Origin of the sequence: Agromyces sp. Root1464 (assembly GCF_001427265.1) — a bacterium.
In the GTDB taxonomy this organism is placed as follows: Bacteria; Actinomycetota; Actinomycetes; order Actinomycetales; family Microbacteriaceae; genus Agromyces; species Agromyces fucosus.
In genome coordinates this window covers 778,750-795,018 of sequence record NZ_LMFU01000002.1, presented here as the reverse complement: position 1 = coordinate 795,018, position 16,269 = coordinate 778,750, and the positions used below count along the sequence as shown (strand labels likewise).

Below are 16,269 nucleotides of genomic sequence, written 5' to 3'. Positions count from 1 at the left end.
CAGAGCCCGCAATCATCAGAGGAGCAGACATGGCAGTGACACAGGAACAGGCGGACTGGTTCTCCGACGCCTTCGCGAAGCTCGTCGACAACGTCGACCAGGCGATCCTCGGCAAGCGCGAGGTGATCAGGCTCGTCGTGACCGCGCTCCTCAGCGACGGCCACGTGCTGCTCGAAGACGTTCCGGGAACCGGTAAGACGGTGCTCGCCAAGGCGCTCGCGAACACGCTCGACGGCTCGAACTCGCGCATCCAGTTCACCCCCGACCTGCTGCCGTCGGATGTCACGGGCGTGACGATCTACGACCAGGGCAAGGGCGTCTTCGAGTTCCACAAGGGCCCGATCTTCGCCTCGATCGTGCTGGCCGACGAGATCAACCGTGCGAGCCCGAAGACGCAGTCCGCGCTCCTCGAGGTCATGGAGGAAGGCCGCGTCACCGTCGACGGCGTGAGCCACGACGTCGGTCGTCCGTTCATGGTCATCGCGACGCAGAACCCCGTCGAGCAGGCGGGCACTTACACTCTGCCTGAGGCGCAGCTCGACCGCTTCCTCATCAAGACGTCGCTCGGCTACCCCGACCACAACACCGCGGTCGCGCTGCTCCTCGACTCCTCGAACCGCGCCCGTGCGTCGAAGGTCTCGCCGATCATCGCCCCCGGCTCGGTGGCGGCGATGGCCCAGCTGGCCTCCGAGGTGTTCGTCGATGCATCCGTGCTCGCGTACCTCAACCACATCGTGACCGCGACCCGCTCGCACAAGGACTCGACCCTCGGCGTCAGCATGCGCGGTGCGCTCGCACTCGCGCGTGCCGTCAAGACGTGGGCGCTGTCGCAGGGCCGCACCTACGTGACGCCCGACGACGTGCGCGAGCTGGCCGTGCCGGTGCTCGCGCACCGCATCATCGTCGACCCCGAGTCGGACTTCGCCGGCGTCACCGCCGAAGACATCGTGAGCCGAGTGCTGGTCGACATCGAACCGCCCGCGTACCGCGCGGCATGACCAGGTCCACGGCACCCGAACGCCCGGCAGCGCCCTCGCGCGACGGCATGACGAGCACCGCCACGCCCGAACGCCCTGAGACCGCCCCGCGCGTGCCCTCGCAGACCGCCATCGCGCTGCGGGGCCTCTGGCGATCCATCGTGGGCGGCCTGAGGAACGCAGTGCGACTGTCGGGGCAGGCCCTCGGCCGCGTCTTCGGGTTCGCAGCGCCGGTGACGAGCGTCATCTCGCCGCTCGGCTGGATCGTGCTCGCGGGCGCGGTGGTGGCCTTCGCGCTGAGCCGCGTCTTCGGCTGGATCGAGTTCGGTTTCGTCGGCGCGACGCTCGCCGCCGCGCTCCTCGTGGCGCTCGCGTTCGTGTTCGGCCGGGCCAACTTCAGCGTGCACATCGAGCTGAACCCGCACCGCGTCGTAGCCGGTGAGCGCGCGCTCGGGCGCATGCTCGTGACGAACATCGCCGCGAAGTCGTCGATCCCGTCTCGCATGGAACTGCCGGTCGGCGGTGCCGTCGCGGAGTTCGTGGTTCCGGTGCTCACGCCTGGCGCCGAGCACGACGAGCTCTTCGCCGTCCCGACGCATCGACGCGCCGTCATCGTGGCAGGGCCCGCGATCACGGTCCGCGGCGACCAGCTCGGGCTGCTGCGCCGCACCGTGAAGTGGACCGATGAGGTCGAGCTCTTCGTGCATCCCGTGACGGCCCGACTGGCCCCGAGCGCGTCCGGCCTCGTGCGCGACCTCGAGGGCGAGGTCACGAAGACGATCACGAACGACGACATCTCCTTCCACGCCCTGCGCTCCTACGAGCCGGGCGACGCGCTCCGGAACGTGCACTGGCGCACGTCGGCGCGCACCGGCCAGCTCATGGTGCGCCAGTTCGAGGAGACCCGCCGTTCGCAGCTCACGATCGTGCACACGACCGACCGCGACGCCTACGCCTCCGAAGACGAGTTCGAGCTCGCCATCTCCATCACGGCCTCGATCGGCGTGCAGGTCGTGCGCGACGGCACGAGGATGAGCATCGTGAGCGAGCGGATGCCGCTCTCCACCGCCACTGCGACGTCGCTGCTCGACGACACCTCGCGCCTGGTCGAGACATCCGGCGATCACGCGAACCTGCGCGACTTCGCGAGGGACGCGACCAAGCGACTGCCTCCGCCGAGCGTCGTGATGATCGTCGGGGGATCGCAGGTGCCACTGGCGGACTTCCGCGCCGCCGAGACCGTCTTCGGCCTCGACACCCAGACCATCGGCTTCCGCGCCGAGTTCGGTGCGGCCTCGCGCATCGCGAAGGTGTCCGGCCTCACGGTCGTGACGATCGGTGCGATCGGCGACCTCCCACGTGTGATGCGGCGGGTGCGACCGTGACCGAGACCTCCACTCCGATGCAGCCCGTTCCCGCGGAACCCGCTGCCCCCTCCGCCTTCCGTCCCTTCCCTGCGCGGGCATGGCCCGACGTCGCGATCATCTCGGTGCTCTCGCTCCTCGGCGTGATCGGCTACGAGACCTCCTTCGGCGACTACAACTTCCTGGTCGCGGGCATCGGCGGCCTCGTCGTCGGCACCGGATTCGGCGTGCTCGGCTACGTGCTGCGGCTCGGCGTCGTCACGAACGTGCTCGCAGCGCTCCTCGGCTACTTCCTCTTCGGCAGCGCGCTCACGATGCCCGCCCAATCGATCTTCGGCGTGATTCCGAGCCTCGAGACGCTCGCAGGGCTCGCCCTCGGCGCCGTCTGGGGCTGGACCGACATCGTGACCCTCCAGACCCCGGTGGAGGCCCCGTACTACATCCCCGTGGTGCCCTATTTCGCAACGTGGCTGGTCGCGCTCGTCGGAACGATGCTCGCAAGCCGCTGGCTCGTCGTGCGCCGCTCGCCCCTGCGGTCGAGCGTGCTGCTCATCGGCCCGGTGCTGCTCTTCCTCTCCGGGATCCTGCTCGGCACCGACGAGACCTACTTCGCGGGCGTTCGCGGTGTCGCGTTCGCCGCGATCGCGCTCATCTGGCTCGGGTGGCGACGCAACGCCGCGCCCGCGGCGAGCGATTCGGGTGCGAGTCGGCTGCAGCGGCGCAAGCTCGCCGGCACGGGGATGCTGGTCACCGGCGCGGTCCTCGTGGGTGCGCTCGCGGGCACGGCGCTCGCTCCGACGCAGCCCGATCGCTTCGTGCTGCGCGAGGAGATCACGCCGCCGTTCGACCCGCTCGCGTTCCCGAGCCCGTTGGCCGGATTCCGCTCCTACACGAAGGACCTCTCCGAGACGACGCTCTTCACGGCGACCGGCCTGGAGCCGGGCGATGTGATCCGGCTCGCGAGCATGGACTCCTATGACGGGCGCCTCTGGAACGTCGCGGGCCCCGACGACATGGCGTCGTCCGACGGCGGCTTCGAACTCGTCGGCGAGACCTTGCCGCTGCCGGGCCTCATGCGCCCGGGCGGCGAGCGCACCGCGGAGATCGAGATCGCGGGATACGACGACGTCTGGCTTCCGGGCGTCGGGTACCCGACGCGGCTCCGCTTCGACGACGCAGAGAGCGTGGCGAGCGCGGGCGACCTGCGATACAACTCGTCGACCGGCACCGCCGTGCTGACGAGCGGTGTCGAAGAGGAGTACCGGTACACGATCGACGCGACCCTGCAGAAGGGCGTCGACGACGACGATCTCATCGACACCCCGGCGGCGCAGATCGACCTCGCTCCCGTGGAGAACACGCCAGACGTCGTCGTCGCGAAGGCGCAGGAGTTCGCCGGCGGCGCCGAGAGCCCCATCGAGCAGTTGCGCGCGATCGAGACGGCGCTGAAGACGCAGGGGTTCCTGAGTCACGGGCTCGCGTCCGATTCCGTCCCGTCGCGTGCCGGCCACGGCGCCGACCGCATGATCGAGTTGTTCACGCGGAGCCAGATGGTCGGCGACGAGGAGCAGTACGCCTCGGCGATGGCGCTCATGGCGAGGTACCTCGGATACCCGGCGCGAGTCGTCATGGGCTTCGCACCGGAGGTCGGGGAGGATGCCGACTCCGTCGAGGTCGTCGGCGACGACGTCACGGCATGGGTCGAGGTCGCCTTCGAGGACGTCGGCTGGGTCGCCTTCCACCCGACTCCGGATGAGACCGACATCCCCCAGGACCAGACCCCGAAGCCGAAGTCGGAGCCGCAGCCCCAGGTGCGCCAGCCGCCGCGCAGCGACAACGAGGACGAAGACCTGCTCACCGCGGTCGAGATCGACGACAGCGACGACGAGAAGAAGAACCAGCCGTTCGCCATCCCGCTGTGGGCATGGGTCACGGCGGGCGTGATCGGCATTCCGCTGCTCCTCGTCTTCGGAGCGATGCTCGTGGTCGCCGCGATCAAGGCGCGCCGCCGCAATCGGCGTCGGAACCGTGGATCCGGGGACCGCCGCGTCGCCGGGGCCTGGGACGAGATGACCGACGAGTTCGCAGAGCTCGGCTTCGACGTGCCGAGGGTCGGAAGTCGCCGTCAGGTGGCGGCGGTGATCGAACGGCAGCTGCATCAGCAGGGTCTCGGAGATGCCCGCGGAGGCCGCACGGACACCGGTCCGGTACGGATCGTCCGCGCCGACGGGCCGGCGAGCGGGATCCGTGTGATGCCGTTGGCCGATGCCACCGACCGGGCGGTCTTCGGCGGACAGGAGATCGAGCAGTCCGTCGTCGACGAGAGCTGGGACACGGCGCTCGAATCCGTCGGGCTCGCGCGCGCGGCATCCGGTCGACTTCGACGTCTCTTCAGCCGTTTCCGCATCCGTTCGAAGCGGGACTGGGGCCAGGTGGACATCTCCGGCGCCAAGTCGTCCAAGTCGGCGAAGCCCGCCAAGCCGGCGAAGCCCCCCAAGCCCTCCAGGCCGTCGAAACCGACCGAACCCGGCGGTGCCGAGGCCGCAGCCCCCGCAGCAGGATGACGCGGGGGCTGCGACCCCGTCGCAAGCTCGCCTAGAGTGGAGCCGTGGAGCACGAGGGGTTCATCGTTCCGCCTCCGGGGTTGATCCCAGACACCGTCGAGGCGCCGCCGCGGCCCGCGCCCGCCGTGGCGCCGGCCGCCTTCCCGACATTCACGCCGGTCACGGCTCCCTCCCCTCCACCGGCGCCGGTCGTGCCCGAGGCCGAGGCGGCGCCGCACGGACCCTGGATCCTCTCGCTCGATGACGGGCAGCGGTTCCAGGTCGGCGGGTCGCTCGTGATCGGCCGCGACCCCGCACCGGTGCCGGTTCGCCCGCACGCGGTGCTCGTGCCCGTCGTCGACGCTGCGAAGTCGGTGTCGAAGACCCACGCGATCATCGATCTCGAGGGCGCCGAACTCTCGATCACCGACCTGCACTCGACGAACGGCGTGCTCGTGACCGACGCGCAGGGCGCCGAGCACGACCTCGCTCCGGGCGAGCGCGTCGTGCTCTCGCCGGGCGACCGGGTCGAGCTCGGCACCTTCGCGATGCGCGTCGAGCGGGCCTGAACGCCCGGTGTCATCTGGCCGGGTCGACGTTTCCGAGGTGTTAGCCTGAAGTTGTGCGCGCACGACGACGTCTTCTCCTTCGTTGCCGCGGCGGGGCTTCGTTCTGAGGCCTTCCCCGCCGCGGAGTCTGTCGTCGGCTGACCCCTGGACCTGAGGAAGACGAACGCATGAACGCAACATCCACGAACGCCGCGCCCGCCGAAGACGCCGTCCCGGCGACTGAACGCCCGCGCACACTGGCCGAGAAGGTGTGGAACGCCCACCTGGTGGCGAAGGGCGAAGACGGCACTCCCGACCTGATCTACATCGACCTGCACCTCGTGCACGAGGTGACGAGTCCGCAGGCCTTCGACGGCCTTCGCATGGCAGGTCGCCCGGTGCGCCGGCCCGACCTGACGATCGCGACCGAAGACCACAACACGCCGACCCTCGACATCGACAAGCCCATCGCCGACCTGACGAGCCGCACGCAGATCGAGACGCTGCGTCGCAACGCCGCCGAGTTCGGCATCCGGTTGCACTCGCTCGGCGACAAGGAGCAGGGCATCGTGCACGTCGTCGGCCCGCAGCTCGGCCTGACGCAGCCCGGCATCACGGTGGTCTGCGGCGATTCGCACACCTCGACGCACGGCGCATTCGGCGCGATGGCCTTCGGCATCGGCACGAGCGAGGTCGAGCACGTGCTCGCCACGCAGACCCTGCCGCTGAAGCCCTTCAAGACCATGGCGATCAGCGTCGAGGGGACGCTCCGTCCCGGTGTCACCGCGAAGGACATCATCCTCGCGGTGATCGCGAAGATCGGCACCGGCGGTGGCCAGGGCTACGTGCTCGAGTACCGCGGCAGCGCGATCCGGGCCCTGTCGATGGACGGTCGCATGACGATCTGCAACATGTCCATCGAGGCCGGCGCACGCGCCGGCATGGTGGCACCGGATGCCACGACGTACGCCTACCTCGAGGGCCGCGACCACGCGCCATCCGGTGCCGACTGGGACGCCGCCGTCGCCTACTGGAAGACCCTCGCGACCGACGAGGGCGCCGAGTTCGACGCCGAGGTCTTCATCGACGCCGACACGCTCGAACCCTTCGTCACGTGGGGCACGAATCCGGGGCAGGGCGTCTCGCTCTCCGACACGGTGCCCGACCCCGCATCGATCGACGACCAGCACGAGCGCGCCGCGGCCGAGCGTGCGCTCGAGTACATGGCGCTCGAGCCCGGCACGCCGCTGAAGGACATCGCGGTCGACGCCGTCTTCATGGGCTCCTGCACCAACAGCCGCATCGAAGACCTGCGGGCCTTCGCTTCGATCATCAAGGGCAAGCAGAAGGCCGACGGCGTGCGCGTCATGGTCGTGCCGGGGTCGGCTCGAGTGCGGCTCGAGGCCGAGGCCGAGGGCCTCGACAAGGTCTTCACCGACTTCGGCGCCGAGTGGCGCTTCGCCGGCTGCTCGATGTGCCTCGGCATGAACCCCGACCAGCTGGCGCCGGGCGAGCGCTGCGCGTCGACCTCGAACCGCAACTTCGAGGGACGCCAGGGCAAGGGCGGCCGCACGCACCTCGTGTCACCGCTGGTGGCCGCCGCGACCGCGATCCGCGGCACGCTGTCGAGCCCGTGGGATCTGCAGGCCGAAGGGGAGGAGCGCTGACCATGGAGAAGATCACCACCGTCACGGGCACCGCGGCGCCGCTGCGCCGTTCGAACGTCGACACCGACCAGATCATCCCCGCCGTCTTCCTGAAGCGCGTCACGAAGACCGGATTCGACGACGCGCTCTTCTACGCCTGGCGCCAGGACCCCGACTTCGTCCTGAACCGCCCCGAGTACCAGGGCGTGAAGGTGCTGATCGCCGGACCCGATTTCGGCACCGGTTCGAGCCGTGAACACGCCGTCTGGGCGCTGCGCGACTTCGGCTTCGACGTCGTCATCAGCTCGCGCTTCGGCGACATCTTCCGCGGCAACTCGGGCAAGCAGGGACTCCTCGCAGCACAGGTCGCCTACGAAGACGTCGAGCGGCTCTGGGAGGTCGTCGAGGCCGACCCGGGAATAGCGGTGACGGTCGATCTGGTTGAGCGAACAGTGACCGTAGGGTCGCTGAAGGTGCCGTTCGAGATCGATGACTACACTCGGTGGAGGCTTCTGGAGGGACTCGATGACATCGGGCTCACCCTCAGAGATGAAGCAGCAATTGCCGAGTTCGAGTCTCATCGAGAGTCGTGGCGGCCGAAGACGCTCCCCATCAGGGAGCCGGCGGAATCAGGGAGTCTGTGAACACACTCGGGCAGGATGCCAAGAACCATGGAACGGCAGTCGGGTTGAACGTCGACAAGATCACGATCAACGGTGGCAAGCCGCTCCGCGGTCGCATCGAGTTGAAGGGCGCGAAGAACCTCGTCACGAAGGCGATGGTCGCGGCCATCCTCGGTGACACTCCGAGCGTGCTGAAGGACGTCCCGAACATCAGCGACGTCCGGATCGTCCGAGGCCTCCTCGAGGTGCACGGCGTGAGCGTGACGCAGGGCATCGAGGGCGAGCTCATCCTCGACCCGTCGGCGGTCGAGACGGCGCACATGGCCGACATCGACGCGCACGCGGGCTCCAGCCGGATCCCGATCCTCTTCTGCGGCCCGCTGCTGCACCGCCTCGGCGAGGCGTTCATCCCCGACCTCGGCGGCTGCCGCATCGGCGACCGTCCGATCGACTACCACCTCGAGGTGCTGCGCAACTTCGGTGCGATCGTCGAGAAGCTGCCGAGCGGCATCCGCATGTCGGCACCCGGCGGCCTGCACGGCGCGAAGGTGTCGCTGCCCTACCCGAGCGTCGGCGCCACCGAGCAGGTACTCCTGACGGCTGTGCTCGCCGACGGCATCACCGAGCTCTCGGGCGCGGCGATCGAGCCCGAGATCATGGATCTCATCAACATCCTGCAGAAGATGGGCGCCATCATCACGGTCGACACCGACCGGGTCATCCGCATCGAGGGCGTCGAGAAGCTCGACGGCTACACCCACCGGGCGCTCTTCGACCGCAACGAGGCCGCGAGCTGGGCCGCTGCGGCCCTCGCGACCGACGGCGACATCTTCGTCGGCGGAGCGCGCCAGGCCGAGATGCTCACGTTCCTCAACGTCTTCCGCAAGGTCGGCGGCGACTTCGAGATCCAGGAAGACGGCATCCGGTTCTTCCACCCGGGCGGCGAGCTCTCGCCCGTCATCATCGAGACCGACGTGCACCCCGGCTTCATGACCGACTGGCAGCAGCCGCTCGTGATCGCGCTCACGAAGGCGAAGGGCGTCTCGATCGTGCATGAGACGGTCTACGAGCAGCGCTTCGGGTTCGTCGACGCCCTCGTCGAGATGGGCGCGTCGATCGAGGTACACAAGGAGTGCCTCGGCGGTCGCGCGTGCCGGTTCGGCCAGCGCAACTTCAAGCACTCCGCGGTGATCTCGGGGCCCACGAAGCTCACGGGCGCCGACATCGAGGTTCCCGACCTGCGGGGCGGCTTCAGCCACCTCATCGCGGCGCTCTCGGCCGACGGCCGCTCGACCGTCTCGAACGTCGGCATCATCGCTCGCGGATACGAGAACTTCATCACGAAGCTGGAGCTCCTCGGGGCGGACTTCGAACTCGAAGGATAATGGGGGAGTGCCACACGACGACACACCCTCGACGAGCTCCATGAAGCCGCGTTCGGAGACCCGCCGACCGTCGTTCTTCTGGCTCCTCGCCGCCATCGCGCTTCCGCCGCTCGGCCTCGCGGTCCGCTACCGGTTCCACCATCGTGAGCGCATGCCCCAGGCGGGTGCCTTCGTGCTCGCGCCGAACCACTACAGCGAGATCGATCCGCTCGTGATCGGCGCGGCCGTGTGGAAGCTCGGTCGCGCCCCTCGATTCCTTGCGAAGGCCTCGCTCTTCAAGAACCCCGTGCTGGGGTGGCTGCTGCGCACCTCAGGCCAGATCCCGGTCGAGCGCGCGGGCAGCAAGAGCCACCGGGCGCTGCGCGCAGCGGAGGAGCTCGTCGAGAAGGGGCGCATGGTCGTCGTGTACCCCGAAGGGTCGCTGACCCGCGATCCCGACCTCTGGCCGATGCGGGGCAAGACGGGCGCCGTGCGCATCGCGCTCGAGCGGGACATCCCGATCATCCCCTCGGCGCACTGGGGCACGCAGGAGCTCATGCCGCGTTACGGCAAGAAGATCCACCCCTTCCCGCGCAAGACCATCGACGTCATCGTGGGCGAGCCGCTCGACCTCAGCGAGTATCGGGGCAAGCCGCTCACCCAGAGCAGCCTGCTCGAGGCGACCGATCAGCTCATGAAGGCGATCGCAGAGCTGCTCGCGGAACTGCGCGACGAGCCGGCACCGGCCGAGCGCTGGGACCCGACGCAGCACGGCCAGAAGGAGACGGGGCGCCTTGAAGACTAGAACCCCTGCCAAGAAGGGCCCGGGCAAGCGCGTCGCCGTGCTCGGCGCCGGCAGCTGGGGCACCACGTTCGCGAAGATCCTCGCCGACGGCGGCGCCGATGTCGTGCTGTGGGCCCGTCGCCCCGAGCTGGCCCGCGAGATCCAGGAGGCCAAGCGCAACAGCGACTACCTCCCGGGCGTGAACCTGCCGCTCGGCCTCAGGGCCACGAGCCGACTCGATCTCGCCCTCGCCGGCGCCGAGCAGGTCTACATCTCGGTGCCGAGCCAGTCGCTCCGCGACAATCTCGCGATCATCGCGCCGCACCTGCACGCACAGGCATCAGTGGTCTCGCTCATGAAGGGCGTCGAGAAGTCGACGGGCAAGCGCATGAGCGAGGTCATCGCCGAGGTGCTGCGCATCGACCCGGCGCAGATCGCCGTGATCTCCGGGCCGAACCTCGCGCTCGAGATCGCCAAGGAGCAGCCGACGGCCGCCGTCGTGTCGTCGACGAGCCTCGAGACGGCCCAGGCCGTGGCATCCGTCGCCCGCAACCGCTACTTCCGCTCGTTCGTGAACACCGACGTGATCGGCACCGAGTTCGGCGGCGTGCTGAAGAACCTCATCGCCGTGGCGATCGGCATCGTCGACGGCGTGGGCTACGGCGAGAACACGAAGGCCTCGATCATCACGCGCGGCCTCGTCGAGATGACCGACTTCGCGGTCGCCTACGGCGCGCATCCCGAGACCCTCGCCGGCCTCGCGGGGCTCGGCGACCTCATCGCGACGAGCCAGTCGCCCCTCTCGCGCAACAACACCGCGGGCCGGCTGCTCGGCCAGGGCTATCACCTGAACGACGTCGTCAATCAGATGCAGCAGACCACAGAGGGGCTCGCATCGGTCGGGCCGATCCTCGAACTGGCGCGAGCGATGGGCGTCGACATGCCTATCGTCGAACAGGTTCGGCAGGTGCTCGCGGGCACCCTCGATCCGAAGGACATCGCGCCCCACCTCACGACAGACGACGAGCCTCAGGGCGAAAGGACGATCGATGGACAAGCTCAGAGTGGTTCTGCTGTTCGGAGGGCGTTCCAGCGAGCATTCGATCAGCTGCGCAACGGCGGGCGGGGTGCTCCGGGCGATCGACCGTAGCCGCTACGAGGTGATCCCCGTCGGGATCACTCGCGACGGCGCGTTCGTGCTCGAGTCCGACGACGCCGACCGCTTCGCCCTCGACCCTGCGCACCTGCCCGAGGTCGTCGACAACGGCAGCCGGGTGCGCTGGCCCGAGAGCGCGTCGTCGCGCGAGCTTCGAGTCACGGATGCATCGGGCGAGCGCTCGCTCGGCGACGTCGACGTGGTCTTCCCGATCCTGCACGGCCGCTTCGGAGAAGACGGCACGATCCAGGGACTGCTCGAGCTCATCGGCCTGCCCTACGTCGGCAACGGCGTGCTCGCCTCGTCGATCGGCATGGACAAGCACTTCACGAAGACGGTGCTCGAGGGCGCCGGCATCGCCGTGGCACCGTGGGTGACCCTGACGCGAGCCTCGCTCGACGAGAACCGCGAGCTCTGGGAGCGCCGCACCAAGGCGCTCGGACTGCCGGTGTTCGTCAAGCCCGCGCGCGCGGGCTCCTCGGTCGGCGTCACGAGGGTCGCCGACTGGTCGGAGCTCGACGCGGCCCTCGACACCGCGTTCGCCGAAGACGGCAGCGTGCTCGTCGAGGCGGCGGTCACGGGCCGCGAGATCGAGTGCGGAGTGCTCGGCGGCGCCGGGTCATCCGTTCGCGTGAGCGTCGCCGGCGAGGTCGTCGTCACCGGCCGCGACTTCTACGACTTCGAGGCGAAGTACCTCGACGCCCCCGGCGTCGAGCTGATCTGCCCGGCCGATCTCGGCGACGGCGAACTCTTCGAGCTGCAGCGCGTCGCACGCCACGCGTTCGAGGCGATCGGCGGCGAGGGGCTCGCGCGTGTCGACGTGTTCCTGACCGACGAGGGCTTCGTCGTCAACGAGATCAACACGATGCCGGGCTTCACGCCCATCTCGATGTTCCCGACGTGCTGGCAGCAGTCGGGCCTCGCCTACCCCGACCTGATCGCCGAGCTCATCGACGGCGGGTACGCGCGCGGCAGTCGCTGACACGCCTGCGAGTTGAGCCTGCCTCTGTCGGTCGAGCCGGTCGAGACCGGGGTTCGGCAGGCTGAGGTCTCGGCAGGCTCAACCAGCAGGATGCTCAGCCCGACGTCTCGCCGAAGGACTCGTCGATCGTCGTGCAGCCGCCATCGGCGGGGATGACCGAGACCGCCGAGGAGAGTTCGCTGATGACGGTGGTGCCCGAGACGACGTCGTTGTCGACGAGCACCTCGACGGCGGGCGTGCGCCCGTATGTGGTGAAGAGGTAGTTCGGGGCTTCCGATTCGTCGATGACCCAGTCGACGCCGTTGACGCTGACGCAGCGATCGGTCGTCGGGCCGGGCGCCTCGGCCCCGCAGCGCAGGACCACGGATGCCGGTTCGCCCCATGCACCGGTGCCCTGCGCGTTGGTCTCGCGCTGCTGCTGCTCGGCCTCGGTGTCCTTCGCGAGCGCGTCGGGCAGGCGCACGACGACGGCCGCGCAGTCGGGATCGCTCGCGAGCGGCGCCGATTCGATCGGCACGGCCTGGCTGCAACCGGTGAGCACGAGCATGGCGGCGGCGACGACGGCGGTCACGGCGAACCGGCGGAGCGCGGTGCCGCGCGAAGGAGCTGAGGGGGATGATTCGGACATCCCGTTCAGGCTATCGCGAGCCGGGCGCGTCGAGCTGGGCGTCGGCTGCTCGGCTGCGCGGTTCCCTTCGCCGGCTGCGAGCGGGGGAGCGGGAGTGCAATCGGCGCCGCTGAATGTAATGATTGCTTACCAATGCACGCGGTGCCCCCGCCGTCGTACCCCGAGACGAGCATCGCTGCAAGCACCCGAGCGCTGATCGAGGCCGCTCACCGCCGAGCAATGGAGCACGATGAGTCGTCGAAGCGAACGCGAGCAGAGTCGGAAACGCCGTCGTCGGACGAGCTCGATCATCGCGGCCGCGATCGTCACGGCGGTGCTCGTCGGCAGTGCCGGTGCCGTCGGCACGGCCTGGGCGACGGGCGGTCTCGACGACTGGATCGACCCGGTTCCGGAGTGCACCGTGCCCGTCGAGTTGACGGTCGTCGCCGATCGGGCGATCGCGGCGACGGTGCAGGCCGTGGCGACCGAGTACGACGCCGGCGAGTCGGCGTGCTCGCACACCGAGGTGTTCGCCCAGGAGTCGGCGGACACGGCCGCAGTACTGGCCTCGGGCAACGCGACGGAGGTCGACGCCTGGATCCCCGACTCCCCGGTCTGGCTCGTGCGCATGTCGAGCATGGCGCGATCCCTCGGCCGCCCGGTGCCCGACATCGCCCTCGAACGCTCGATCGCGACGAGCCCGGTCGTCTTCGCGGCGCCCGTGAGCCGGGCCGAGGAGTTCGCCGGTCGTGAACTGAGCTGGAAGGGGCTGCTGGGTGCCGAGTTCCCCGCGCTGCTGCCCGACCCCGAAGCCTCCTCGGCCAGCCTGAACGCGCTCCAGTCGCTCGAGAGCCGCGTCGAGATCACCCAGCCGAGGCAGTTCCAGAACGCGATGGTCCGGTTGAACGGCGAGGTGCCGGCGAATGCGGATGCCGCGTTCGCCGCGCTCAGCGTGAGCGCCCCGGGCACCGTGGCGATCGCGAGCGAGCAGCAGCTGGCGCTGCACAACCGGAAGGCGGGCGCCGAGCCGCTGCTCGCCCTCTACCCGAGCGACGGCAGCCTCGCCCTCAGTTATCCGTTCCTGCGCCTGCTCGACGAGAGCGAGCTCGCGAAGCACCTGCGCGACGGCGAGCAGGCGGACGAGTCCGACCCCGAGGCGATCGAGCTCGCGCGTCGGGCCCACGAGCTCGACGCACTGAAGATCGCCCTCTGGAACGCGAAGGACCGCTTCGCCACCGACGGCTTCCGCGACGGCCGAGGCGGCGGCGAGCTCGAACAGGACGGCGTGGTCGAGGCGCCCGTCGAGGTGAGTTCTGCCGCGGCATCCGCTCAGGTCGCGATCCTGCGCACCTGGGGTCTCGTCAGCGTGCGCTCGCGCATCCTGACGGTGATCGACCTCTCGGGCTCCATGGAGGAGCCGACCGTGTCGGGGCAGCGGCGCATCGACGTGCTGCAGCAGGCCGCGGCGACGACGCTCGCGCAGTTCTCGGGCCAGGTCGACCTCGGCGTCTGGGGTTTCTCCACGCTGCGCGCCGGCGAGCAGGACTGGGAGTGGCTCGCACCGATCGACCGACTCTCGAACGATTCGCACAAGCAGCTCGTGACCGACGTGATCGGTTCGCTGCCTGTCCGTCTCGGCGGTGCCACCGGTCTCTACGACACCACGCTCGCGGCCGTGCAGAGCGTGCGCGAGCAGTACGACCCCGAGAAGGTCAACTCGGTGCTGCTGCTGACCGACGGCCGGAACGAGGATGAGAACGGCATCTCGGGAGAACAGTTGCTCGCCGAGCTCGCGGCGCTGGACGACCCGGCGCGGCCCGTGCCAGTGACGCTCGTCGGCATCGGGCCCGACACCGATCTCGACGCCATGCGGCGCATCGCGGAGGCGACGGGCGGTGCCGCCTATTCCGCGGCACGCCCCGAGGACCTGACCGTGGTGCTCACCGACGCACTGTCGCAGCGCGCCTGCCGACCCAACTGCTGACGACTCCGGGGCGCGGGCGGCTCCGGCCGGGTGGCCGCACACGCCGGCATGCGGCGCACGCTAGCGTGAAGGGCATGCACGAGCGCGCGGACCAAGCGGCCCAGCCCCGAACCGTCGGCGAGCTCGGCGAAGACGCCGCACTGGCGCGCATCCTGCCGCGGCTCCGGCCGGCCGATGCCGCGCTTCTCGGCCCCGGCGACGATGCCGCCGTGGTCGCCGCCGCCGACGGACGCTTCGTCGTGACCACCGACCTCATGGTGCACGGCCCCGACTTCCGCCTCGCCTGGTCGACGCCGTTCGAGCTCGGCTGGAAGGCGGCGGCGACGAACCTCACGGATGTCGCGGCGATGGGAGCCCGCCCGACGGCACTCGTCGTGGCGATCGCCGCGCCGCCGTCGCTCGACGCCTCGGTGCTCGAGGGCATCGCCGATGGACTCCGTGAATGCCTCGCTGCGCTCGCCCCCGGCGCAGGCGTGGTGGGCGGCGACCTCACGGCGTCATCGGTGCTGACGATCGCGGTGACGGCGTTCGGCGATCTCGAGGGCCGCCCGCCCGTGACCCGCAGCGGGGCACGCCCCGGCGACGTCGTCGCGCACGCCGGCGCTCGCGGGGACGCTGCCCGCGGCCTCGCCCTGCTCTTCGACGAGGCGACGGATGCCTCGGGCGAACCCGACTCCGCTGCCGCCGACGTGCTGCGCGACCGCCACCCCGACCTCATCGCCGCCCAGCTGGCGCCGTCACCGCCCGTCGGCGCCGGGGTCGCGGCTGCGGCGGGTGGCGCGACGTCGATGCTCGACGTCTCCGACGGCCTCGCTCGAGACGCACGCCGCGTCGCCCAGGCGAGTGGTGTCGGCATCGACTTCTCGGCCGCAGCGCTCGGCCCCGACGTGCGGCTCGCCCTGGCCGGCGGCGAGGACCACGGCCTGCTCGCGACGTTCCCGCCCGGCACGGCGCTGCCCGAGCCGTTCGAACCCATCGGCCTCGTGACGGACGCGCCAGGGCGGCTCTTCGTCGACGGCGTCGCGATCGACTCCGCCGGATGGGACCCCTACTCGGGCTGGGACGGCCGCGCAGGCTGAGCCGTGGTCGCCCACCAGAGCGTCGTCTCGCCGTAGTCGCGGCGACGTTCGGGCTCGATGCCCGCGGGCCATTCGGGTTCGGGGGAGCGGGAGCTGCGTTCGACCATCACGACGGCGTCGGGCGCCAGCAGGGGCGCGAGCAGCTCGAGGTCGCGCGCCAACGCTGCCTCGTCGAGCTCGTACGGCGGGTCGATGAAGGCGAGGTCGACGCCGGCGGCGGCGGTCTCGAGGTACGCGGCCACGGGACGCACGGCAACGCGGATGTGCGGCCGGGTGACGCCCTTCGCGGCCTTCAGCAGGGCATCGGCGTTGCTGCGGCACACCTCCGCCGCGGGCTTGGCTCGCTCGACGAGCACGACATCGGTGGCACCGCGGCTGGCCGCCTCGAGGCCCAGTGCGCCCGACCCCGCGTAGAGGTCGAGCACCCGGGCGCCCTCGAGGGCGTCTCGCGCCTCGAGGGCGGAGAAGATCGCCTCGCGCACGCGGTCGCTCGTGGGACGGGTGCCGGAGCGCGGCACTCGGAGGGTGAGGGAGCCGGCGAATCCGGCGATGATGCGGGTCATGCTCAGGCGAGCATAACGGGCGACCTCTCGCCGCTGCCATGAGGCGACC

General features: G+C 70.1%; 14 protein-coding genes. 12 read left to right on the top strand and 2 right to left on the bottom strand.

Features of this window, described 5'->3' with window-relative positions:
- The first annotated feature begins 29 nt into the window (after window positions 1-29).
- From ASD23_RS09515 to ASD23_RS09470, 10 genes are all read left to right on the top strand, one after another.
- Complete coding sequence (locus ASD23_RS09515; RefSeq protein WP_199470554.1) at window positions 30-998, top strand: AAA family ATPase; 969 nt, start codon at window positions 30-32, stop codon at window positions 996-998.
- Window positions 995-2,362, top strand: coding sequence for a DUF58 domain-containing protein (locus tag ASD23_RS09510; RefSeq protein ID WP_056009746.1), 1,368 nt, complete (start codon window positions 995-997; stop codon window positions 2,360-2,362). Before ASD23_RS09515 ends, ASD23_RS09510 begins: the two co-directional genes overlap by 4 nt.
- The gene (locus ASD23_RS09505) at window positions 2,359-4,905 is read left to right on the top strand and encodes a transglutaminase family protein (RefSeq protein WP_157377051.1); all 2,547 of its coding nucleotides are present in this window, start codon (window positions 2,359-2,361) and stop codon (window positions 4,903-4,905) included. Before ASD23_RS09510 ends, ASD23_RS09505 begins: the two co-directional genes overlap by 4 nt.
- A gap of 44 nt (window positions 4,906-4,949) precedes the next feature.
- The gene (locus ASD23_RS09500) at window positions 4,950-5,453 is read left to right on the top strand and encodes an FHA domain-containing protein (protein ID WP_056009741.1); all 504 of its coding nucleotides are present in this window, start codon (window positions 4,950-4,952) and stop codon (window positions 5,451-5,453) included.
- Window positions 5,454-5,620: 167 nt separating this feature from the next.
- Window positions 5,621-7,099 (top strand): 3-isopropylmalate dehydratase large subunit, encoded by a 1,479-nt coding sequence (gene leuC / locus ASD23_RS09495; protein WP_056009739.1) that lies wholly within the window; start codon window positions 5,621-5,623, stop codon window positions 7,097-7,099.
- A gap of 2 nt (window positions 7,100-7,101) precedes the next feature.
- On the top strand, window positions 7,102-7,722 hold the full coding sequence (gene leuD / locus ASD23_RS09490) for a 3-isopropylmalate dehydratase small subunit (RefSeq protein ID WP_056009737.1): 621 nt from the start codon (window positions 7,102-7,104) through the stop codon (window positions 7,720-7,722).
- A complete protein-coding gene (gene murA / locus ASD23_RS09485; protein ID WP_056009735.1) occupies window positions 7,719-9,086 on the top strand; it encodes a UDP-N-acetylglucosamine 1-carboxyvinyltransferase in 1,368 nt (455 codons plus the stop codon). The genes leuD and murA overlap by 4 nt, the downstream gene beginning before the upstream one ends.
- 40 nt (window positions 9,087-9,126) lie before the next feature.
- Window positions 9,127-9,870 carry a lysophospholipid acyltransferase family protein gene (locus tag ASD23_RS09480; RefSeq protein ID WP_056009734.1) on the top strand — a complete coding sequence of 248 codons (744 nt, stop codon included), beginning with the start codon at window positions 9,127-9,129 and terminating at the stop codon, window positions 9,868-9,870.
- Entirely contained in the window at window positions 9,860-10,999 is a 1,140-nt protein-coding gene (locus ASD23_RS09475) for an NAD(P)H-dependent glycerol-3-phosphate dehydrogenase (protein ID WP_056009733.1), read from the top strand. The genes ASD23_RS09480 and ASD23_RS09475 overlap by 11 nt, the downstream gene beginning before the upstream one ends.
- On the top strand, window positions 10,899-11,987 hold the full coding sequence (locus ASD23_RS09470; protein ID WP_082571333.1) for a D-alanine--D-alanine ligase family protein: 1,089 nt from the start codon (window positions 10,899-10,901) through the stop codon (window positions 11,985-11,987). Before ASD23_RS09475 ends, ASD23_RS09470 begins: the two co-directional genes overlap by 101 nt.
- A 94-nt stretch (window positions 11,988-12,081) precedes the next feature.
- On the opposite strand, the gene ASD23_RS09465 is transcribed toward ASD23_RS09470, so the two are convergent.
- Window positions 12,082-12,615, bottom strand: a complete 534-nt coding sequence (locus ASD23_RS09465; RefSeq protein ID WP_056009728.1) for a DUF3515 domain-containing protein — start codon at window positions 12,613-12,615, stop codon at window positions 12,082-12,084.
- 229 nt (window positions 12,616-12,844) lie between these two features.
- On the opposite strand from ASD23_RS09465, the gene ASD23_RS09460 reads away from it, so the two are divergent.
- Window positions 12,845-14,578, top strand: coding sequence for a substrate-binding domain-containing protein (locus tag ASD23_RS09460; RefSeq protein WP_056009726.1), 1,734 nt, complete (start codon window positions 12,845-12,847; stop codon window positions 14,576-14,578).
- A gap of 74 nt (window positions 14,579-14,652) precedes the next feature.
- On the top strand, window positions 14,653-15,657 hold the full coding sequence (thiL, locus tag ASD23_RS09455; protein ID WP_056012850.1) for a thiamine-phosphate kinase: 1,005 nt from the start codon (window positions 14,653-14,655) through the stop codon (window positions 15,655-15,657).
- Here the strand turns inward: thiL and ASD23_RS09450 are convergent.
- On the bottom strand, window positions 15,627-16,220 hold the full coding sequence (locus tag ASD23_RS09450) for an RsmD family RNA methyltransferase (RefSeq protein WP_056009724.1): 594 nt from the start codon (window positions 16,218-16,220) through the stop codon (window positions 15,627-15,629). The genes thiL and ASD23_RS09450 overlap by 31 nt on opposite strands.
- Window positions 16,221-16,269: the final 49 nt, after the last annotated feature.

Bases quoted from the DNA above. Each gene is read 5' to 3' on its own strand.
- ASD23_RS09480 (WP_056009734.1), top strand. From the start codon at position 9,127: ATGAAGCCGCGTTCGGAGACCCGCCGACCGTCGTTCTTCTGGCTCCTC.
- leuC (WP_056009739.1), top strand. From the start codon at position 5,621: ATGAACGCAACATCCACGAACGCCGCGCCCGCCGAAGACGCCGTCCCG.
- leuD (WP_056009737.1), top strand. From the start codon at position 7,102: ATGGAGAAGATCACCACCGTCACGGGCACCGCGGCGCCGCTGCGCCGT.
- ASD23_RS09470 (WP_082571333.1), top strand. From the start codon at position 10,899: ATGGACAAGCTCAGAGTGGTTCTGCTGTTCGGAGGGCGTTCCAGCGAG.
- thiL (WP_056012850.1), top strand. From the start codon at position 14,653: ATGCACGAGCGCGCGGACCAAGCGGCCCAGCCCCGAACCGTCGGCGAG.
- ASD23_RS09450 (WP_056009724.1), bottom strand. From the start codon at position 16,220: ATGACCCGCATCATCGCCGGATTCGCCGGCTCCCTCACCCTCCGAGTG.
- ASD23_RS09510 (WP_056009746.1), top strand. From the start codon at position 995: ATGACCAGGTCCACGGCACCCGAACGCCCGGCAGCGCCCTCGCGCGAC.
- ASD23_RS09460 (WP_056009726.1), top strand. From the start codon at position 12,845: ATGAGTCGTCGAAGCGAACGCGAGCAGAGTCGGAAACGCCGTCGTCGG.
- ASD23_RS09465 (WP_056009728.1), bottom strand. From the start codon at position 12,615: ATGTCCGAATCATCCCCCTCAGCTCCTTCGCGCGGCACCGCGCTCCGC.
- ASD23_RS09515 (WP_199470554.1), top strand. From the start codon at position 30: ATGGCAGTGACACAGGAACAGGCGGACTGGTTCTCCGACGCCTTCGCG.